Genomic DNA, 22,365 nt, shown 5'->3' on the forward strand with positions numbered 1-22,365 from the left:
ACTCTTACACTAAAGCATCTGGTTTAACGTTCATCACACGTAAAACATTAGTCATAATGTAGCTAAATACTGGTGCAGCAACCTTACCTCCATAATATTCTCCCACTTTAGGATTATTGATTAAGACCATTAATGCAAAACGAGGATTAGAAACTGGAGCAATACCTACTGTGTATGCAACATATTGATTTATGTAATGCTTATTTGGTCCTACCTTTTTTACTGTACCAGTTTTAACAGCAACTCGGTATCCTTTAACAGCTGCTTTTATTCCGACACCTCCTGGTAAAGCTACACTTTCCATCATATGCAAAACATTTTTAACTATATTGGCAGGAAAAATTTGTTTTCCAGGCACAGGTCTATTAACTTTAATAATTGATAATGGTCTAGCTAATCCATGAGTTGCTATAATCGCATAGATTTGAGCTAATTGTAATGGTGTTACTGTGAATCCATAACCAAAAGAAAATGTTGCTCTTTCTATGTCAGACCAGTGTTTTTTGCTCATGGAACCAGTTTTTTCTCCAATTAATCCTGTATGAGTATTTTGGAATAATCCAAATTTATAATACGTATCTGATAAACTAGCTATAGACATAGCTAAGGCTAAACGTGAAACTCCAACATTGCTTGATTTTTGCAATATACCTGTTAAGTTCAATTGTTTATAATATCCAACATCTCGAATTAAATATTTACCTATAAAGTATGGCAAGGTATTTATTACACTGTTTTCTTCCACTAATTTAAGCTGTAAGGCCAACATCAAAACTAGTGGTTTTATGGTTGATCCTGGCTCAAAAATATCCGTAATAGCATAATTACGCATTAGCATTTGTGGTGTGTGTGTCACGTTATTAGGGTTATAGGATGGACTATTTGCCATGGATAATATCTCTCCTGTATTAACATCTATAATTACAACACATCCTGAATCAGCTTTATTAAGATGTACAATATCATCTAATGCACGATATGCTATTTTTTGTAAACGGTTATCAATACTAAGAGTTATATTTTGCGGCCGTGTTGTCCCACAAGATTTTATCATTTTATTTTTTTGAGAGATTCGATTACATAAATTACCCGAAAGTAAACTATTAAAGCTTTGTTCAATACCAGAGATCCCTTTACCATCAATATCTGTTAATCCAATTAAATTAGCAGTGTCTGCTCCAATTGGATAGTAACGACGGGTTCCGTTGTTGAAACAAATACCAGGTAATTTTAGCTTTTTAATGTAATCTGCAATAGGATTCCTAATTTGTCTCGCAATATACATAAAATGTATTTGAGGATGATTACTGATATGTGTAGATATAAGTGCACACAATTTATCCAGAGGAATTTCAAGTACCTCTGCTAATGCTTGCCAACGTTTATTATTTTTTATCTCTCCAGGATAGGATAGTTTTCTTAAATCTAATCCAATATCCTGTACTGGTATGCTTACTGAAATAGGATTATTGAATCTGTCAAAAATCATGCCACGGGTATTATTAGATCTTGGAGATATATATTGGATTGTGTCTGATGTTTTTATAAATCCAATTATTTGTAAGCAAGTAACACGCAATACTAAGCTAAATACTGTTGCAACTATACCTCCACACACTACATGAAAACGTTTAATGAACTGTTTTCTAGCTATGTTTCTGTGGTTCATTTAACTTAAGTTTTCCTTGTTCTTCTAAGACGATTCGTTCTGTCATAGGATCGATATATTGCATATGCAACTCTTTTATTGCTTTGCTTTCTATGTTAGAACTCTCACTGAGAAAAGTTGATTCTAAAATTAAATTTCTCCAAGTCATATCGAGCCGATTATTTTCTAAATAAAGTGTTTTTTCCTTTAATTTAAGAACATGTGTTTGATATGTTGTTTCAAGTACCATAAAAGCAGATAATAAAACTAAAGCAAGTAATAACAATGAGACTTTACTAAAGTTAACTAAATCATCTATGATGATAGCGGGTAAATTATGTGGTTTCACTTACTGGACAGTCCTTTCAGCAATTCTCATTATGGCGCTACGTGCTCGATAATTTTTATTTATCTCCATTTTGTTAGCGACCATTTTCACTATAATTTTAAATTTTTTTTGATTTATTTCTTTTATTTTGTCTTCTGTTATTGGTAATTTAGGCGGGAATATTCTATCATTACTATAGTTTTTAATAAAATATTTAATAATACGATCTTCTAAAGAATGAAAACTAATTACTACTAGTCGTCCCTTTGGCTTAAGTACTTTTAGTGAACCGTGAAGCACCTTTTCAATTTCTCCTAATTCATTATTAATGAAAATTCTTATAGCTTGAAAACTCCGAGTTACAGAATGTTTAAATTGTTTTCTAAAAGGTATCGCTTTTCTTATAATGTCAGCCAGTACTTTAGTACTGGTAATGGGTTGTCTTTTTTTATATTCTACTATACCATGTGCAATACGTTTAGCGAATCTTTCTTCTCCATATATTTTAAGAACATATGCAATATCAGTTTCTTTTGCATCCTTTAACCATTCCGCAGCTGAATAGCCATGTAGCGGATCCATTCGCATATCAAGTGGTCCATCTTTCATAAAAGAGAAACCTCTTTCTGCAATATCTAATTGAGGTGAAGATACCCCTAAATCTAATAAAATACCATCTATTTTTCCCATTAATTTGTGTTCAATAACATATTTCTCTAAATTAGAAAACAGTCCATATATGATGGAAAATCTCGAGTCTTCTATTCTAGAAGCCGTAGCAACTGCTTCTGGATCCCTATCTATGGAAATGAGTTTTCCTTTTTTATTTAACTTAGAAAGAATTAGGCAAGAGTGACCACCTCGTCCAAATGTAGCGTCTATATAAATACCATCGCTAACAATATTAAGGCCGTTTATCGCCTCATGTAAAAATACTGGTATATGTTCATGTTTTTGCATGGTTAATTTAAGTTTACTATTTAATACATAATATAAATGCAATACTACATAAAATTTTTAATTAACGTGGAAAACGATTATTACGAGAAATACCCAATACACCGGAACGAACAATCTCAATTATTTCAGTAATATCACGAACAATATTTAAAAAAACATCTAATTTAGTACTAGTTCCAACAAGTTGTACTGTATAAATTAAAGGAGTAACATCGACAATATTTCCTCTAAATATTTCTACATTACTTTTAATTTCTTCACGTATATTTTGAGGAGCTTGCAGTTTTATTAACATAATTTCACGTTCAACATAAAATCCGTCTTTTAGTTGTATGACCCGTAAAACATCTACTAATTTATGAAGTTGCTTCTCAATTTGCTCTAATACCTTATCATCTCCCATAGTTTGGATAGTCATACATGATAAAGTAGGATCCTCAGTAGGAGCTACTGTTAAACTTTCTATATTATATCCTCGTTGAGAAAATAATCCGACCACCCGAGATAATGCACCGGATTCATTTTCTAATAAAACTGAAAGAATACGACGCATAATCATGTCCTCTCTGTTTTACTTAACCACATTTCATTCATGCCACCACCTCGAATTTGCATAGGATAAACGTGTTCATTACAATCTACCATAATATCGACAAATACCAATCTATTTTTCATTACTTCTTCTAAAGCAAGCTTTAATTTGTTTTCTAATTCTGTTGGATGTTTTATAGATATACCGATATGGCCGTAAGCTTCGGCTAATCTTATAAAATCTGGTAATGATTCCATATAAGATTGCGAATGTCTACCTGAATAAATCATATCTTGCCATTGTTTTACCATACCCAAAAAACTGTTATTTAAATTGAGTACTAAAACAGGCAATTTATATTGTAATGCTGTAGATAACTCTTGAATATTCATTTGGATACTGCCATCTCCAGTTATGCAAATAACTGTTTCCTTAGGTAAAGCTATTTTTACTCCTAAAGCTGCTGGTAAACCAAAGCCCATAGTTCCAAGACCACCAGAATTAATCCATCTACGCGGTTTATCAAAAGGGTAATATAAGGCAGTAAACATTTGATGTTGTCCTACATCAGAGGTAATATATGCTTGTCCTTGAGTTAAATTCCATATAGTTTTAATCACTAATTGCGGTTTAATATAGTTGCTTTTACGATCAAATTCTAAACATTTACGCCGGCGCCATACATCAATAGAATGCCACCATTCAGTCAACCTATTATTTTTATAATTAATATTTTTTTGTTGAAGTAATTCAATAAATTGTTTTAATACTTGTTTTGCATCACCGACTATCGGTATATCGGCCTTGACAGTTTTCGAGATAGATGTAGGATCAATATCAATATGCATGATAATAGCAGATGGGCAATACTTCATTAAATTATTAGTAGTCCTATCATCAAAACGTACACCAATACCAAAAATTAAATCAGCATTATGCATTGCCATATTGGCTTCATAAGTACCATGCATGCCAAGCATTCCAAGGCATTTTTTATTAGTTCCTGGAAAAGCGCCTAATCCCATTAGAGAAGTTGTTACCGGAATGTTGAGTATTTTTACTAATTGAATTAATTCAGCTCCACAAGCAGAATTAATAGCTCCTCCCCCTAAATATATGACTGGTTTTTGTGATGACAATAATGTTTGCAAGGCTCTTTTTATTTGTCTTTTATGTCCTTGAATTGTAGGATTATAAGATCTCATACTAATACTGCTGGGCCAAATATAAGGCAATTTATTTGAAGGCTTAAGAATATCTTTAGGTAAATCAATCACAATTGGACCTGGACGTCCCGTAGAAGCTAGCCAAAATGCTTTTTTGATTATTATAGGAATGTTTTCTGTATTTTTTATCAAAAAACTATGTTTAACAACTGGTCGAGAAATACCAACCATATCACATTCTTGAAAAGCATCATAACCAATTAATGAAGATGAAACTTGTCCGGATATGACTACTATAGGAGTAGAATCCATATAAGCGGTAGCAATTCCAGTAATTGCATTGGTTGCACCAGGTCCAGAAGTTACAAGAACTACTCCTACTTTTCCCGTAGCACGTGCATATCCATCTGCCATATGCACTGCACTTTGTTCATGACGAACTAAAATATGGTTAATTCCACCAACTGTTTCCAGAGCATCATAAATATCAAGTACTGCTCCGCCTGGATATCCGAATATTTGTTTTACGCCTTGATCAATCAGGGAACGAATAACCATTTCGGCTCCTGATAACATCTCCATGTTTTCCTCCAGATTTAAGAAGCATAAGCTACTAACAAAAATTAACCCATAATTATTTATTAATACATATTTATAATTCCGATTAAATATTATTTTAATAAGTAAATATATCCATTAATGATATAATATACAATATTATATGCTTTATATGTTTTATATATTAAAATGTTTTTTTATTATATATTTATAATAAAATATTTTTATATTATTGTTTAATATATATTAATACTCAATGGTATGATACATTCACTTCAAATGTGTTGTAGTTGACATAGAACATTAATTACAGTACCAATATATAAAATAAGATTTAATCTAACCATCCATGTTTCATCTTAAATGAATTTTACTTCAGTATTAGGTATCATATATTTACCATGAATACATTCAGATCTATTAATCTTCTTAATTTTTCCTACTTGCTCGTTTTATCCCAATTACTCAAGCGGAGTCCAATAACCTAAAAAGGATAACTATGATGAGTCATAGAATTGTTATTTTTGATACTACTCTGCGAGACGGAGAACAGGCATTACAAGCTAGCTTGAGTGTAAAAGAAAAAATGCAAATAGCTTTAGCTCTAGAGCGCATGGGTGTTGATGTAATAGAAGTAGGATTTCCAGTTTCTTCACCAGGCGATTTTGAAGCTGTAAAAACTATTGCTAGAAAGATAAAGAATAGTCTAGTTTGTGGATTAGCACGTTGTGTTGAAAAAGATATTAATGCTGCTTATGAAGCACTAAAAATTGCTAAATATTTTCGTATTCATATTTTTATTGCAACCTCACCTATGCATATTGTAACTAAATTGCGTAGTACGTTACCTGAGGTAATTGATCTAGCTGTAAAAATGATTAAGTATGCTCGTAAATATACGGATGATGTAGAATTTTCATGTGAAGATGGTGGACGTACTCCTATTGATGATTTATGTCGTATAGTAGAAGCTGCTATTAATGCAGGAGCTAAAACTATTAATATACCTGATACCGTGGGATATACATTACCTAATGAGTATGCAAATATTATTAGTCAATTAATTCATCGGGTGCCTAATATTACTAAATCAATTTTGTCAGTCCATACTCATGATGATCTTGGTATGGCAACTGGTAATGCGATTTCTGCTATATATGCAGGAGCTCGTCAAATAGAGGGAACCATAAATGGTTTAGGTGAAAGAGCTGGAAATTGTGCGTTAGAAGAAGTGATTATGGCGTTCAAAACTCGGCAAAAAATTTTTAATGTACATACTAACATTAATCATAATGAAATTTGGAGGACTAGTCAAACTATTAGTCAAATTTGTAATATGCCCATCCCGGCCAATAAATCTATAGTTGGCTCTAATGCGTTTTCACATTCTTCTGGGATTCATCAGGATGGAGTTCTTAAAAATAGAGAAAATTACGAAATTTTAAAGCCTGAAATAATTGGGTTACCTAAAATTCAATTAAATTTAACATCCCGTTCGGGTCGTGCGGCAGTAAAACATCGTATGAAAGAGATGGGATATAAAGAAAGTGATTATAATTTAGATACACTCTATGAAGCATTTCTTAAATTAGCCGATAAAAAAGGTCAAGTATTTGATTATGATTTAGAAGCATTAGCTTTTATTAATCAACAAAATGAAGAAACAGAGCATTTTCAGCTAAAAGAATTCAATGTTCAATCAGGATCAACAATTACTGCTACTGCTTTAGTTAAATTAGTATGTGGAGAAATATCAAAAGCTGAAGCTGCAACTGGCAATGGACCTGTTGATGCAATATATCAAGCAATTCATCGTATCACACAATTTAATGTTAAATTAGTAAATTATAAATTAACTTCTAAAGGACACGGAGAAGATGCATTAGGGCAAGTTGATATTGTTATTAGTTACAATGAGCGTAAATTTCATGGTGTAGGTTTAGCAACAGATATTGTAGAGTCTTCTGCAGAAGCTATGGTTAATGCTCTTAATAATATTTGGAAAGCGAAACAAGTTGAAAAAGAATTACAACGTAAATTTCACACTGATATAAGGAAATGATACATTTATGTGTAAAAACTTTGAGATAGCAGTATTAGCTGGTGATGGTATTGGCCCAGAAGTTATGCTTCAAGCTATGAAAGTATTAGATGCGATTTGTCAAAAATTTAATATGCATATCACAACACATAAATATGATGTGGGAGGTATTGCTATAGATAACACAGGTCAAGCACTTCCTCCGGCAACATTACAAGGATGTAAGAAAGCGGATGCTGTTCTTTTTGGTTCAGTAGGAGGTCCAAAATGGGATAATTTACCTATAATGAAACAACCTGAAAGAGGTGCATTGTTACCAATACGTAAATACTTTAAACTTTTTAGTAATCTGAGACCTGTAGTACTTTATAAAGGGTTAGAAAAATTATCTCCTTTAAGAACAGACATTGCATATAAAGGCTTTGATATCCTTTGTGTACGTGAATTAACCGGTGGCATTTATTTTGGTAATCCAAAAGGACGTCAAGGAACAGGTATAAATGAATATGCATTTGATACTGAAATGTATAGACGTCTTGAAATAGAGCGCATTACCCGGATTGCATTCGATCTTGCACGTCAGAGAAGATCTCAAGTTACTTCTGTAGATAAAGCTAATGTACTACAAACTTCTATCATGTGGCGGGAAATTGTTAATGAAATTGCACAAGATTATCCTGATGTTACACTGAATCATATGTTTATTGACAATGCCACAATGCAGCTTATTAAAGCACCATCACAATTCGATGTATTGCTTTGTTCTAATTTATTTGGTGATATCATTTCTGATGAATGTGCTGCACTAACTGGTTCAATAGGTATGATTCCCTCTGCAAGTATTAATGATACAGGTTTTGGTTTATATGAACCTGCAGGAGGATCTGCTACTGATATAGCTGGTTGCAATATTGCTAACCCGATAGCTCAAATTTTATCCTTATCTTTACTGTTACGTTACAGCTTACAAGCTAATGAGGCTGCTAATAGCATCGAAAATGCGGTCATTAAGGTATTGAAAAGGGGATATCGAACACGTGATTTATCCGATAATGGTCCTACTGTTAATACAGATGAAATGGGTAGTTTAATTGCTCAATTTATTACTGAGGACAAATAAAATGGGACAGACTTTATATCAGAAATTATTTAATGCTCATATTGTTCATGAAGATGTTAATAACATGCCAATAATCTATATAGATCGACATTTCATTCATGAAGTAACCTCTCCACAGGCTTTTGATAACTTAAGAGCTAAAGGACGTACGGTTCGTCAACCATTGAAAACCTTTGCAACTATGGATCACAATGTGTCTACGCAAAAAAAAAACATTTATGCATGTGGTGAAATGGCTCGGATTCAAATGCAGCAATTAATTAAAAATTGTGAGGAGTTTGGTATACAACTATATGATTTACATCATCCTTATCAAGGTATCGTTCATGTTATTGGCCCAGAGCAAGGTATAACTCTTCCTGGAATGACTATCGTATGTGGAGATTCTCATACTGCAACTCATGGAGCATTCGGGGCATTAGCCTTCGGTATTGGTACATCCGAAGTCGAACATGTTTTAGCTACTCAAACTTTGCAACAGCAACGTGCTAAATCTATGAAAATAGAGCTATTGGGTGATACCTGTTTAGGTATTACAGCAAAAGATATTGCTCTTGCAATTATAGGCAAAATTAGTCATTCCGGAGGAACAGGGTATGTAATAGAATTTTGTGGAAAAGCAATATCACAAATGACTATGGAAGGTCGAATGACATTGTGTAACATGGCTATTGAAATGGGAGCAAAATCCGGTTTAGTGGCACCCGATCAAACCACTTTTGATTATTTAAAAAACCGTAATTTTTCTCCTACAGGTAAACAATTAGAAGCAGCTCTAGAATACTGGTATACTTTAAAATCGGATACGGATGCTAAATTTGATTGTGTAGTAAAATTGCAAGCAAATAAAATTGCACCGCAAATTACATGGGGCACTAATCCCGGACAGGTTATTGCTATAGATGAAGTTATTCCACATCCAAATATTTTTTCTAATCCAATTGAACGTATATCAGCAAAAAATGCCCTTGCTTACATGGCTCTTAAACCAGGAATTAAACTAACATCTATAAAGATTGATAAAGTTTTTATCGGTTCTTGTACTAACTCGCGTATTGAAGATTTAAGATCTGCTGCAGCAATAGCTAAAGGAAACAAAGTGGCATCAGGAGTTACTGCATTAGTTGTTCCTGGTTCTAGTCTAGTAAAAAATCAAGCAGAATCAGAAGGTTTAGATGAAATATTTATTCAAGCTGGATTTGAATGGCGTTTGCCAGGTTGCTCTATGTGCTTAGCAATGAATGACGACAAACTCTCGCCAGGAGAACGCTGTGCTTCAACTAGCAACCGTAATTTTGAAGGAAGGCAAGGGCGTGGTGGACGCACTCATTTAGTCAGTCCTGCTATGGCAGCTGCTGCTGCGATAAATGGTCATTTTTCAGACATTAGAGATATTTTACGATAGAGATTTAATTATGAACGTTTTTAAAAGACACACTGGAATAGTGGCTCCATTAAATATAGCCAATATTGACACTGATATTATTATCCCAAAACAATTTTTACAAAAAGTTACTAGATTTGGATTTGGCAAGCATCTTTTTCATGATTGGAGATTTAAAGATGATTTAGGGAATGTATTAAATGAAGATTTTCTATTAAATCAAGGTAAATACCAAAATGCCACTATTTTATTAACAAGAGAAAATTTTGGGTGTGGTTCATCACGTGAACATGCTCATTGGGCATTAACTGATTTCGGGTTTCGTGTGATTATTGCTCCAAGTTTTGCAGACATATTTTATAATAACAGTTACAATAACCAGCTGTTATTAGTTAAAATGAATCATACAATAATAGAAGAAATGTTTAAAATAGTTTTAGATAATCCAGGTATTAGTTTTACTGTAGATCTAGAAAAACAAGAAATTATAACCAAAGAAAAAGTTTATCTTTTTAAGATAAACAGTTTTTATCGCTATTGTATAGCTAATGGATTTGATCGTATTAGTATAACCCTTGAACATGAAGAATCAATTTCTCGTTATGAAAAGGAGAACTTTATTTTTCTATAAGAAGTACATGTTAATAAAATTTCATTTTATTTTTGCTAAAAATTCTAATAAATCTTTATTAAGAGAATCCTGATGAGTTACAGTAAATCCATGAGGAGCACCTTCATAAATTTTAAGCATAGAACTCTTAATTTGTTTATGTGCCATTTTACTGGTGCTTTTATAAGGTACTATTTGATCACCAGATCCATGAATTATTAAGGTAGGTACATCAATTTTTTCTAAATCAGCACTAAAATTTGTTTCAGAAAATGCTGTTACACAATCAACTGTAGCTTTTAAAGAAGCTAATAATGCCATATTTAGCATGTGGGTCAATATGCCTTGAGATATTTTATGCCCAGTATTATTACTATTACCATAAAATAAATCAGCAAAATCTTTAATAAATTGAGCACGATCCTTAAATAAGTGCTTTTTAATGTTATCAAAAACAGAAGGTTCAACTCCATAGGTATATCTATTAGTTTTTCTTAAAATAGGAGTTATTGAACCAAGTAGAATTAATGCTTTTATTCTTTTAGACCCGTAAGTACTAATATATCTGGATACTTCTCCACCACCCATAGAAAAACCAATTAAAATAATATCAGATAATTGTAAATATTCAATGAGTGCATGAAGGTCACTTGTGAATGTATTATAATCATATCCCTGCCATGGCTGATCAGATCTACCAAAACCTCTACGATCAAATGCTATAGTTCGATAATTGCGTTCAGCAAAAAAGTTCATTTGCACATCCCACATATCTGCATTTAAGGGCCAGCCATGGCTAAATAGTATAGGTTGCCCTTGACCCCAATCTTTATAATATAGATTAACGCCATCTTGTGTTCTAAAAATAGACATAAATTCACCCTTATTTAATACAAAGATGCCATATACCCCATATGGGGCTTGTAATTTTATAAATTATTAACTAGTATCGTCAATACTATTGAATAGTAGCATATTATGCATTATAATACTAATTAATTTAATAGTAAAATATATAAAATAAGTACTTAATTTTAATTTAGTAGAAATAATTAGTATTGCTATATATAAATAGTGTTTTATAAATTACTTATGTTTTTCACAATTTTAAACAATTGTTTATAACATAAAAATCATATTCAAATGTCATGAAATTAAAACATTTATTAATAATGCCTGCTGAATAAGACTAAGCGTTAGTCCTGTGCATTAATAGAATATTTGTGAATATGTTTTCTTAGTCAGTATTGCATGTAGATTTTTATATTTACTGCAATATAAGGATATTAAATGCCTATTATCACTTTTCCTGATGGAAGTAATCGCTTTTATCAAGATAAAATAAGTATTCTAGATATCGCCAGAGATATTAGTTCTGAGTTATCGGAAATATGTGTTGCTGGACGAGTTAATGGCAAATTAGTTGATGCGGTAGATGTTATTCATGAAAATTCAATATTATCAATCGTTACTTCTACAGATGAAGATAGTTTAGAAATCATTCGTCGCACTTGCTCACATTTACTGGCACGTGCCATTAAAAAGTTATGGCCAGATGCGAGAATGGCAATGGGAAAAACTATAGAAAATGGTTTTTATTATGATATTGATTTAAACTTTACACTAACTACTAAAGATCTTAATCTTGTAGAAAAAATAATGCATCAACTAGTAAAAAGTAATTATAGTATTATTAAAAAGCAATATTCTTGCAAAGAGGCGATTAATATATTTAAAAATACTGGGGAAATATACAAAATTACGCTTCTTAATGAAAAGGTTAAACAGACAGATGTTGTAAATATGTATTTTCATGAAGAATATGTTGATATGTCTCGTGGTCCTCATGTTCCAAGTATAAGTTTTTGTAGTTATTTTAAATTACAAAATATTTCCGGCGTCTATTGGCGTAAAAACAAAAATCATAAGATGTTACAACGTATATATGGTACCGCTTGGGCAAATAAAGAACAACTAACTAACCATTTACAACGTTTAGAAGAAATCACAAAACGTGATCATCGTAAAATTGGTAAAGAACTTAAATTATATCATATGCAGCAAGATTCTCCAGGTATGGTCTTTTGGCATCATTGTGGATGGATAATCTTAAAAGAACTAGAAGATTTTATTCGAAATAAGTTAAAAGAATATCATTATCAAGAAGTAAGAACCCCGATGATGATGGATAAAGTAATGTGGCAAAAAACAGGTCATTGGGAAAATTACAAAGAAGCCATATTTACGACTTCTTCAGAAAATCGCGAGTATTGTATAAAACCTATGAATTGCCCAGCTCATGTACAAATATTTAAACAGGGAATAAAATCTTATCGTGATCTACCTGTACGTATTGCAGAATTTGGCAGTTGTCACCGCAATGAATATTCTGGAGCATTGCATGGGCTAATGCGTATAAGGGAGTTTACTCAAGATGATGCACATATATTTTGTACTAATGAACAAATACATGATGAAGTTAATAATTGCATTGTAATGATATACAATACATATCGCACTTTTGGGTTTAAAAAAATTTTTGTTAAATTATCTACTCGTCCAGAAAAACGCATTGGTACAGATGAACTATGGAATTTAGCGGAAAACAGTTTAGTAACGGCATTAAAAACACAAGATATTTCTTTTACTGTTCAATTGGGAGAAGGGGCTTTTTATGGTCCTAAAATAGAGTTTATATTGTATGATTGTATAGACCGTCCTTGGCAATGCGGGACAATTCAGTTAGATTTTTTCTTACCTCAGCGTTTAAATGCTAGTTATATTGATAAAAATAACCAGAGTAAAATATGTGTAATCATACATCGCGCTATACTAGGTTCATTAGAACGGTTTATTGGTATTTTAACAGAAGAATTTAGGGGTATTTTCCCTTGTTGGCTCGCTCCTATACAAGTGGTAGTTATGAATATAGCCGATAATCAAAAGATTTATGTCAAAAACATAACAAAAATTTTACAAGAAAGAGGTATTCGCGCTCAATCAGACTTAAGAAATGAAAAAATAAGTTTTAAAATTCGTCATTATACATTATCTCGTGTACCTTATATGCTAATCTGTGGAAATAAAGAAATAGAATCAGGTACAGTTGCTGTGCGTACGCGTCATGGTAAAAATTTAGGTTCAATGAATATAGATGTATTCCTGGAAAAAGTACAAAAAGAAATTAAAAATAGATATCTTGATGAATTGGAGGAATAAAGTATTAAAGGTGTAAAAAGAGTACAATCAATACGTCCTAATCGCATCAATAGAGAAATAAGAGCTACAGAAGTTCGTTTAACAGATGTTGATGGCGAGTATATTGGTATTTTTAATATACATGAAGCTTTAGAACAAGCTGAAGCAGCTGGAGTAGATTTAGTAGAAATTAGTCCTAATGCAACCCCTCCAGTATGTCGTGTTATGGATTATGGAAAATTTATTTACGAAAAAAATAAATCTTCTAAAGAACAGAAAAAAAAGCAAAAAGTAATCAATATTAAAGAAATTAAATTCAGACCAAATACTAATGAAAGTGATTATCAGGTTAAATTACGAAATTTAATCAAATTTCTAGAAAATGGTGATAAGGTGAAGATTACTCTCCGCTTTCGCGGTCGTGAAGTTGTTCATCAACAAATAGGAATGAAAGTTTTACATCGTCTAAAAAATGATCTTAACGAATTATCTATAGTTGAATATTTTCCTTCCAAAATAGAGGGGCGCCAAATGATAATGTTACTATCACCTAAGAAAATTTAGAATTTTTATAAAAAACCGTGCGTTTTTATTCATACTATGAATGTTATTTATGTCGCGCGGTTTTTGTTAACATATTTAATATTATTGTAATATGGATGCTTGCAATATGCCCAAGATTAAAACTGTTCGCAGTGTAAAAAAGCGTTTTAAAAAAACGGCTTCCGGTAGCTTAAAATATAAACATGCAAATTTACGTCATATTCTGACTAAAAAATCTACAAAACGCAAACGTCATCTACGTGCCAAAGAATTAATTTATAAAGGTGATTTATCTTTAGTTATTAAATGCTTACCGTATATGTAGTGTTGTTAAGTAGGAAAAGAAGCTAAATATATTATATAACACAGGAGAGCATCTATGGTTCGTGTAAAACGTGGAGTAATAGCCAGATCACGTCATAAAAAAATTTTAAAACAAGCTAAAGGTTATTATGGAGCACGTTCACGCGTGTACCGTGTAGCCTTTCAAGCTGTTATCAAAGCTGGGCAATATGCGTACCGTGATCGTCGTCAGCGCAAACGTCAATTTCGTAAACTATGGATCACTCGTATAAATGCGGCTGTTCGTCAACATGGTATCTCTTATAACCAATTTGTATATGGTTTGAAAAAAACATCTATTAATATTGATCGTAAAATGATATCTGACCTAGCTATTTTCGACAAAATTGCTTTTACAGCTCTAATCAAAAAAGTACAATTAGCCATAGCTGCATAAATCAATTTGATGGAAAAAGTTCTTTATAATAAGATTAATAATAAAAAATGTTTTAGCATGCACTACTTAATATTCATACTATTAATTTTTTATTATAAATAACCGCATCTTGGTCATAAATATTTCTAAAAAATAGAGTATGTTAATATCAACCAAAAATCATCTATAAAAAAGAGTAATTTATGTCTCCACTGGAAAAATTGGTATTTCAAGCTATCGCTGATATTAATACAGCGAATGATATTTATAGTCTTGAGACTGTACGTACTAATTATTTAGGTAAAAAGGGACACTTAACTATACAGATGAAAAAATTACGTGAATTACCAATAGATCAACTGCCTGTAGTAGGAGCAGCTATTAATGCGGCAAAAAAACAACTATTAGATCTTATTAATGCCCGTAAAAAATTACTACAGCTAAACGAAATAAAATCGCGTATAATATCAGAAAAAATAGATATTTCTTTACCGGGACGGCGTATCAAAAATGGTAATTTACATCCAGTTACACAAACAATTAATCGCATAGAAACTTTTTTCATGGAATTGGGTTTCTTAGTTTCATTCGGACCTGAAATTGAAGATACTTATTACAATTTTGATGCACTGAATATACCTAGTTATCATCCTGCACGAAGTGAATATGATACATTTTGGTTAGATTCTAAAAAATTGTTACGTACTCAAACTTCAAATGTTCAAATCAGAGTTATGGCACATCAACAACCTCCGATTAGGATAATCTCTCCCGGGCGTGTTTATCGTAATGATTACGATCAAACTCATACTCCTATGTTTCATCAAATAGAAGGCTTACTAGTTGATAGTAATGTTAGTTTGAGCAACATAAAAGGAATTTTACATGATTTCTTAGATAACTTTTTTGAAGAAAAGCTGAAAATTAGGTTTCGTCCATCCTATTTCCCATTTACAGAACCATCTGCTGAAATTGATATAAAAGATCAAAATGGAAAATGGTTAGAAGTTATTGGATGTGGTATAATACATCCTAATGTTTTGCGCAATGTAAACATCAATTCTGAAATTTATTCAGGATTTGCATTTGGTATTGGAATAGAACGTTTAACAATGTTACGATATGGAATAAAAGATCTACGTGCTTTTTTTGAAAATGATATACGTTTCCTTGAGCAATTTAAATAGTATGGATATAGAATGAGATTCAGTGAAATTTGGCTACGGGAATGGGTTAATATTAGTTGCAATAGCTCAATATTAGTAGAACAAATGACAATGGCAGGAATTGAAGTAGAAACAGTCAATAAATTTACTGATGATTTTAATGGAGTAGTAATTGGAAAAATTGTTCATTGTAAACCTCATCCTAAAGCAGATTATTTAAAATTAACTACTGTAGATATAGGAAAAAATAACCCTTTAAATATAGTATGTGGTGCTGCAAATTGTCGTCTAGGTATAAAAGTAGCGGTAGCTACAGTAGGTGCTTTATTGCCAGGTAATTTAAAAATAAAAAAAAGATATATAAGAGATGAAATTTCAGAAGGAATGTTATGTTCTTTTTCGGAATTAGGAATCATCAACCCTTGCACACCACTTATTATCGAACTTCCAGAAAATGCTCCTATAAGTACTAATATTAGAGAATATCTAAAATTAGATGATAATATAATCGATATTAAGATTACACCAAATCGCGCGGATTGCTTAAGTATTTTAGGAATTGCTCGTGAAATCGCAATATTAAATAAAACATCGATAATAGAACCAAATATTTCACCGGTAAAAGCCACTACTAAGGAAATTTTTCCCATTTATGTAACATTTCCGGCGTCGTGTCCACGTTATTTAAGTAGAGTAATCCAAGGCATTAATATTAATGCACATACTCCGTTAAGCATAAAGGAAAAATTACGTCGTTCTGGAATTTATGCTATAGATCCTGTAGTGGATATAACGAATTATGTATTATTAGAATTAGGGCAACCTATGCATGCGTTTGATCTAGACCAAATTAATGAAAATATTTTCATTCGTATGGCACAAGAGGGAGAAGGTTTTGTTTTATTAAATGGCAATATAATAAAATTGCATAGCGATACTTTGGTAGTATCTGATATAAAAAAAATATTAGCTTTGGCAGGTATTTCAGGTGGACAGCAAGCTAGTATTAATAAATATACTAAAAATATCATATTGGAATGTGCTTACTTTAACCCACTGGCAATTATAGGTCGTGCACGTCGTTATGGATTAAATACCAATGCCTCACATAGATATGAACGTGGTGTTGATCCCGAACTACAATATAAGGCCATTGAAAGAGCTACCCAATTAATACTGGATATTTGTGGAGGTAAAGCAGGACCAATTATTGATAAAACTCATCAGGATCTATTACCACTTAGGATCACTATTAATTTACGTCGTTCAAAATTAGATAATGTAATTGGTTATTCTATAGAAAATCAATTAGTTATAAGTATTTTGCAGAGCATAGGCTGTGAAGTCACTCAATATGGGGATCAATGGACAACTGTTGTACCTAGCTGGCGTTCGGATCTTACTATAGAAGAAGATCTTATCGAAGAAGTGGCTCGATTATACGGTTATAATAATATACCTAATAGGCCGATAAAAATTAATTTAGTGATGGGGAAACATAATGGATCTAAAATATCTTTAAGAAGGGTCAAAGAACTGTTGGTAGATAAAGGATATCAAGAAGCAATTACTTATAGTTTTGTTAACCCTAAAATACAAACACTTTTACATCCTAATGAAGAAGCAATTATTATACCTAAACCTATTTCTAAAGAAATGTCTGTTATGCGTCTTTCCTTATGGACTGGGTTAGTAAGTGCTGTATTATATAATCAGAATCGTCAGCAAAGCTATATACGTTTATTTGAGACTGGCTTATGTTTTATTCCAGATAAGAATAACAACTTAGGTATACGTCAAGAATTCATGATAGGAGGGATATTGACAGGTAGTTACTATAAAGAAAACTGGGATCATAATAATCATTTTTTTGATTTTTACGATTTAAAAGGAGATTTAGAATCAGTATTAGAATTATCTAATAAATTGAATGACATCGAATTTCGTCCCAGTAAAAATCCAGCTCTACATCCTGGTAAAAGTGCGGGAATTTATTTAAGGGAACACCAAATTGGCTTAATTGGAGAAATATCACCAATATTAGCTCATCAATTGAATATTAATAATAGTACTTTTATTTTTGAACTAATATGGGATAGGATTATAGATCGCATATCTCCTAAGGCCCGTGATATTTCTCGTTTTCCCGCAAATCATAGAGATATATGTGTTATAGTTCCTGAAACAGTCCCAGCGGGAGATATAATTAAAGTTTGTAAAAAAGTTAATATAGATCAAATAATTGATGTAAAAATATTTGATGTATATCATGGTAATAATATCAATAAAGGTTATAAAAGCCTTGCTATTAGCTTAATTATACAAGATTCGAATGGCACTCTTGAGGAAAAAGAGATTATGGCAACTGTATCTCGTTGTGTAGCAGCTTTAGAGAAAAAATTTCAGGCAATCTTGAGGTGAGGTATTGAATTTTATGGCACTTACAAAAGCTGAAATGTCAGAATATTTATTTAACAAAGTTGGGCTAAGTAAACGAGAAGCAAGATTATTAGTGAATCTTTTTTTTGAAGAAGTGAGATGTACTTTAGAGAAAGGTGAGACCGTTAAATTATCTGGATTTGGCAATTTTGATTTACGTAATAAAAATAAAAGACCAGGCAGAAATCCTAAAACCGGACTAGATATACCAATAACTGCACGTCGGGTAGTTACTTTTCGTCCCGGACATAAACTAAAAGTACGTATTGAAAAAGCTTTAACAAAGAATCAAATCAAATAAATACTACAAGCAGAACGTGCTTAGTCAGAAAAACTTATAAGTAAGTTATTTTAATTCATATGAATAATATTTTTATTAAAATCAATGTAGTATTAATGTTTTATACATTAAATAAAAAATTGATGATATCTCCATCTTGTACAATATATTCTCTCCCTTCATATCTCATTTTACCAGCTTCTTTGGCACCTTTTTCACCTTTATAATCAATAAAATCTTTGAATGAGATGATCCTAGCCCTTATGAATCCTTTTTTAAAATCTTCATGAATTTTTCCAGCAGCATAAAGAGCTGTAGCACCTAAGGGAACAGTCCAAGCGCGCAATTCTTTTTTACCAACAGTAAAGTAAACTTGCAATCCTAGTAACTTATATCCATGGCGTATCAGACAATTTATACAAGGTTCTTTTAAACCCATTGCTAACATAAATTGATGTCGTTCTGTTTTCGTTAATTTGACAATATCAGATTCAATCTTTGCACAGATTGGAACTACAACAGCATGTTCTTTTTGAGCAATAATATATAGTTGATCTAAATATGGATTATCCTGAAAACCATCTTCATTAATATTTGCAATATACATTATGGGTTTCAAAGTAAGAAGTTTTAACGGAGCAATAATTTTTTTTTCTGTATAACTTAACTCTAAAGAACGAAGCATATTTGACTTTTCTAAATGCCATAAGCATTTTTCTAATACGTTAATTTCCTCTGTTATATTTTCCTTAACCTTTCTTTTGTTTTGCTGTAGACGATGTATTGATCGTTCACATATTTCTATATCAGATAAAATTAATTCATTATTAACTACCTTAATATCTGCTATCGGATTTACCGCTCCAGAAATATGAATGATTTTTTCATCTTCAAAACAGCGTACTACATGGCCAATAGCTTCAGTATCACGAATATTATTTAAAAATTGATTACCTAAACCTTCTCCTTTATATGCACCCTTAACAAGTCCAGCAATATCCATAAATTTCATAAAAGTAGGAACTATTTTTTGTGGTTGGACAATTGTGGCGATTTGATCAAGACGATAATCTGGTACTGATACTACACCCACATTAGGTTCAATAGTACAAAAAGGAAAATTATCGGTTTTGATATTGGCGTGAGTTAAAGCATTAAATATAGTGGATTTACCGACATTAGGCAATCCTATAATACTGCATTTAAATCCCATGATAAATTACCTAAATAATTAATTTTATATAAAAGAACACGTTTATTACGTTACGTAATGAGTACAAAAGTATTTTTATAATAATGACTTAAAAGAATTTAGATGATTCATAGCTTTTATATGCTCCTCTCTTAACCATAATTCTGTCGAAGATATAGCTACATGAATAGCCTCATCTATTTGTTTCTTTTCGTTAAGAGATGGATTTCCTAATACAAAATTAGCAATATCTTGATTTTTTCCAGGATGACCAATACCAATACGTAATCTATGGAAATCATTATGATTATTTAGATTGCTAATGATATCTCTTAAACCATTATGACCACCATGTCCTCCACCATGTTTAAATTTTGCCGTACCTGGTGGAAGATATAGTTCATCATGAGCAATTAAAATTTTATTATATTCAATTTGGTAAAAATTGACTACAGCAGCTACTGATTTACCACTGCAATTCATAAATGTATTAGGAATTAGCAGTAATACACTTTCTCCATATATATTTAAACATGCTATATCTCCAAAAAAATACTTTTTGCTTTTTAAAGATGCCTTATATACCAGACTTAATAGCTTTAGATACCATGCTCCAACATTGTGACGAGTAAAAATATATTTTTTACCAGGATTAGCAAGTCCTATAATTAATTTCATTTTATTTAATATTTCCTAGTCAATTTTTAATATATACTGTATTAACTACACATTTAGTAATTATAAGTATATATTTTTATTTTCTTAGAAAAGCTAATGTTCAAACATAGCGGAAATAGATTCTTCGTTACTAATACGACGAATAGCTTCAGCTAACATACCTGATAGAGTTAAAGTTCGAACATTTGATAATGATTTTATTTCTTTAGATAGTGGAATGGTATCACAGGCTACAACTTCATCGATCATAGATTTACGTAAATTATCCATAGCATTTCCAGAAAAAACCGGATGAGTGGCATAAGCAAAGACACGTTTAGCTCCATGCTCTTTTAAAGCTTCTGCAGCTTTGCAAAGTGTACTCCCCGTATCAATGATATCATCAACTAAAACACATTCTCTTCCTAGTACATCACCAATAACATGCATTACTTGAGATATATTGGCACGTGGACGTCTTTTATCTATGATCGCCATATCAGCATCATTAAGTAATTTGGCAATAGCTCTAGCTCTTATCACTCCACCAATATCTGGAGATACAACGATAGGGTTTTCTAGATTAAGTTCAAACATATCTTCTAAAAGAATGGGGCTTCCAAAAACATTATCTACAGGAATATCAAAAAAACCTTGAATTTGTTCTGAGTGTAAATCAACAGTTAATACTCTATCTACACCCACACTAGAAAGAAAATCTGCTACTATTTTTGCAGTTATTGGTACTCGAGCCGAACGCACTCGTCGATCTTGACGCGCATAACCAAAATAAGGGATCACTGCTGTTATTCTACCAGCCGATGCACGACGTAATGCATCTATCATTACAACTAATTCTATTAAATTATCATTTGTTGGAGCACAAGTGGACTGGATTATAAATATGTCATCTCCTCTTACATTTTCATTTATTTGCACACTAATTTCTCCATCACTGAAACGACTAACAGTAGCTTCACCTAATTGAGTATATAATCGCTTAGCAATGAGATTTGCTAGTTTTGGCGTGGCGTTTCCTGCAAATATCTTCATATCAGGCATTATAATAACCTTAATTAAAAAAATAAATACGCTTCTAGGGTAAGGTAAGAATCCTAAATAAAGTTAAAGAGCATGTATAAATTTGTTTTATTGTATTATAGTTAGTAAGCATTTAGTAATATTCTATGCAAAAATATTTGGTAATCTATAACTGTACGCCACAAATACCTTTATCCATTTAGGCACTCTGTTGATAACATTAATAACAGAAGTTTTATTAGCAAACTGATAAAAATTCAATAACAGGGTCCCTGTTAGTCTCGTCTCTATGAGATATGCACTCAAATTGTTTATAAATGAGATGAAAACGTTTTATTAGCACATATTTACATATCATTACTAAAAATTTGTAATCATTTCTCTAATGAGCAAATAGGAGAATACCTAATTAAGTTAGGATAATTAAAAATATTTTGCTTATATATATTAATATTTAGATTTGTTATTGAAGACCAATTTTCCACTAATGTTACCGTTTGTAGCTTTTATCCAATACCTTATGCAAAATCCGCAGTACCTGTTATAAAAAAAGTAATTATATTTGCTAGTTTCTGCAATGGATTAGTATACCATAGTTTATTTAGTAACACAGTGGCAGCATTAGAAGACCATCCTCAAAGTCCACCTCCTCTTGGTAAGTATCTTGTATTTGGCAAACATTATAAATGTTTAGCAGTTTTTATTAATAGCTCTGCAGCATTAATAATGATATTCTCTTGAGTTTTTATGCCATTTATAGTAATTATTTTAAGATAACAATTAC

General features: G+C 31.6%; 21 protein-coding genes. 12 read left to right on the top strand and 9 right to left on the bottom strand.

Annotated elements, in window-relative coordinates; all coding sequences use genetic code 11:
• Positions 1–4: 4 nt before the first annotated feature.
• The 5 genes from ICMP_RS02000 to ilvI all read right to left on the bottom strand — a co-directional run bounded on the left by ICMP_RS02000 (position 5) and on the right by ilvI (position 5,216).
• Positions 5–1,669 carry a penicillin-binding transpeptidase domain-containing protein gene (locus tag ICMP_RS02000; RefSeq protein WP_041069411.1) on the bottom strand — a complete coding sequence of 555 codons (1,665 nt, stop codon included), beginning with the start codon at positions 1,667–1,669 and terminating at the stop codon, positions 5–7.
• Positions 1,647–1,997 carry a cell division protein FtsL gene (ftsL, locus tag ICMP_RS02005; protein ID WP_052456825.1) on the bottom strand — a complete coding sequence of 117 codons (351 nt, stop codon included), beginning with the start codon at positions 1,995–1,997 and terminating at the stop codon, positions 1,647–1,649. The genes ICMP_RS02000 and ftsL overlap by 23 nt, the downstream gene beginning before the upstream one ends.
• Positions 1,998–2,936, bottom strand: a complete 939-nt coding sequence (gene rsmH / locus ICMP_RS02010) for a 16S rRNA (cytosine(1402)-N(4))-methyltransferase RsmH (RefSeq protein WP_041069414.1) — start codon at positions 2,934–2,936, stop codon at positions 1,998–2,000.
• A 61-nt stretch (positions 2,937–2,997) separates the two neighbouring features.
• Positions 2,998–3,489: an acetolactate synthase small subunit gene (gene ilvN, locus ICMP_RS02015; protein WP_041070131.1), complete on the bottom strand. Its 492-nt coding sequence runs from the start codon at positions 3,487–3,489 to the stop codon at positions 2,998–3,000.
• 2 nt (positions 3,490–3,491) lie between these two features.
• Entirely contained in the window at positions 3,492–5,216 is a 1,725-nt protein-coding gene (gene ilvI / locus ICMP_RS02020; RefSeq protein WP_084121312.1) for an acetolactate synthase 3 large subunit, read from the bottom strand.
• A 478-nt stretch (positions 5,217–5,694) separates the two neighbouring features.
• Here ilvI and leuA point away from each other — a divergent pair, with 478 nt between their 5' ends.
• Genes leuA through leuD form a run of 4 tightly spaced genes read left to right on the top strand, consistent with a single transcriptional unit; the run spans position 5,695 to position 10,368 of the window.
• The gene (leuA, locus tag ICMP_RS02025; protein ID WP_041069417.1) at positions 5,695–7,254 is read left to right on the top strand and encodes a 2-isopropylmalate synthase; all 1,560 of its coding nucleotides are present in this window, start codon (positions 5,695–5,697) and stop codon (positions 7,252–7,254) included.
• Between the two features lie 7 nt (positions 7,255–7,261).
• Positions 7,262–8,353, top strand: coding sequence for a 3-isopropylmalate dehydrogenase (leuB, locus tag ICMP_RS02030; RefSeq protein ID WP_041069420.1), 1,092 nt, complete (start codon positions 7,262–7,264; stop codon positions 8,351–8,353).
• Position 8,354: 1 nt separating this feature from the next.
• Positions 8,355–9,758, top strand: coding sequence for a 3-isopropylmalate dehydratase large subunit (gene leuC / locus ICMP_RS02035; protein WP_041069423.1), 1,404 nt, complete (start codon positions 8,355–8,357; stop codon positions 9,756–9,758).
• Between the two features lie 10 nt (positions 9,759–9,768).
• Complete coding sequence (gene leuD, locus ICMP_RS02040) at positions 9,769–10,368, top strand: 3-isopropylmalate dehydratase small subunit (RefSeq protein ID WP_041069426.1); 600 nt, start codon at positions 9,769–9,771, stop codon at positions 10,366–10,368.
• 21 nt (positions 10,369–10,389) lie between these two features.
• On the opposite strand, the gene ICMP_RS02045 is transcribed toward leuD, so the two are convergent.
• Positions 10,390–11,220 (bottom strand): alpha/beta fold hydrolase, encoded by an 831-nt coding sequence (locus tag ICMP_RS02045; protein WP_041069429.1) that lies wholly within the window; start codon positions 11,218–11,220, stop codon positions 10,390–10,392.
• A gap of 417 nt (positions 11,221–11,637) precedes the next feature.
• Here ICMP_RS02045 and thrS point away from each other — a divergent pair, with 417 nt between their 5' ends.
• The 7 genes from thrS (at position 11,638) to ihfA (ending at position 18,712) form a co-directional block, all read left to right on the top strand.
• Positions 11,638–13,566, top strand: a complete 1,929-nt coding sequence (thrS, locus tag ICMP_RS02050; RefSeq protein WP_041069432.1) for a threonine--tRNA ligase — start codon at positions 11,638–11,640, stop codon at positions 13,564–13,566.
• A 3-nt stretch (positions 13,567–13,569) separates the two neighbouring features.
• On the top strand, positions 13,570–14,109 hold the full coding sequence (gene infC / locus ICMP_RS03355; RefSeq protein WP_069888624.1) for a translation initiation factor IF-3: 540 nt from the start codon (positions 13,570–13,572) through the stop codon (positions 14,107–14,109).
• Positions 14,110–14,215: 106 nt separating this feature from the next.
• Positions 14,216–14,413 (top strand): 50S ribosomal protein L35, encoded by a 198-nt coding sequence (gene rpmI, locus ICMP_RS02060; protein ID WP_041069439.1) that lies wholly within the window; start codon positions 14,216–14,218, stop codon positions 14,411–14,413.
• Positions 14,414–14,467: 54 nt separating this feature from the next.
• Positions 14,468–14,827, top strand: coding sequence for a 50S ribosomal protein L20 (rplT, locus tag ICMP_RS02065; RefSeq protein WP_041069443.1), 360 nt, complete (start codon positions 14,468–14,470; stop codon positions 14,825–14,827).
• Between the two features lie 182 nt (positions 14,828–15,009).
• On the top strand, positions 15,010–15,993 hold the full coding sequence (pheS, locus tag ICMP_RS02070; RefSeq protein WP_041069446.1) for a phenylalanine--tRNA ligase subunit alpha: 984 nt from the start codon (positions 15,010–15,012) through the stop codon (positions 15,991–15,993).
• Positions 15,994–16,005: 12 nt separating this feature from the next.
• A complete protein-coding gene (gene pheT, locus ICMP_RS02075) occupies positions 16,006–18,393 on the top strand; it encodes a phenylalanine--tRNA ligase subunit beta (protein ID WP_041069448.1) in 2,388 nt (795 codons plus the stop codon).
• Between the two features lie 13 nt (positions 18,394–18,406).
• Positions 18,407–18,712 (top strand): integration host factor subunit alpha, encoded by a 306-nt coding sequence (gene ihfA, locus ICMP_RS02080; protein WP_041069450.1) that lies wholly within the window; start codon positions 18,407–18,409, stop codon positions 18,710–18,712.
• A 100-nt stretch (positions 18,713–18,812) separates the two neighbouring features.
• On the opposite strand, the gene ychF is transcribed toward ihfA, so the two are convergent.
• The 3 genes from ychF to ICMP_RS02095 form a co-directional block, all read right to left on the bottom strand.
• On the bottom strand, positions 18,813–19,904 hold the full coding sequence (gene ychF, locus ICMP_RS02085; RefSeq protein WP_041069453.1) for a redox-regulated ATPase YchF: 1,092 nt from the start codon (positions 19,902–19,904) through the stop codon (positions 18,813–18,815).
• A 75-nt stretch (positions 19,905–19,979) separates the two neighbouring features.
• Positions 19,980–20,561, bottom strand: a complete 582-nt coding sequence (gene pth / locus ICMP_RS02090; RefSeq protein ID WP_041069456.1) for an aminoacyl-tRNA hydrolase — start codon at positions 20,559–20,561, stop codon at positions 19,980–19,982.
• Between the two features lie 93 nt (positions 20,562–20,654).
• Positions 20,655–21,602, bottom strand: a complete 948-nt coding sequence (locus ICMP_RS02095; RefSeq protein WP_041069459.1) for a ribose-phosphate pyrophosphokinase — start codon at positions 21,600–21,602, stop codon at positions 20,655–20,657.
• 591 nt (positions 21,603–22,193) lie between these two features.
• Here ICMP_RS02095 and ICMP_RS03475 point away from each other — a divergent pair.
• On the top strand, positions 22,194–22,322 hold the full coding sequence (locus ICMP_RS03475) for a hypothetical protein (protein ID WP_269446731.1): 129 nt from the start codon (positions 22,194–22,196) through the stop codon (positions 22,320–22,322).
• The last annotated feature ends 43 nt before the right edge of the window (positions 22,323–22,365 follow it).

Origin of the sequence: Candidatus Ishikawaella capsulata Mpkobe (assembly GCF_000828515.1) — a bacterium.
Classification (GTDB): domain Bacteria; phylum Pseudomonadota; class Gammaproteobacteria; order Enterobacterales; family Enterobacteriaceae; genus Ishikawella; species Ishikawella capsulata.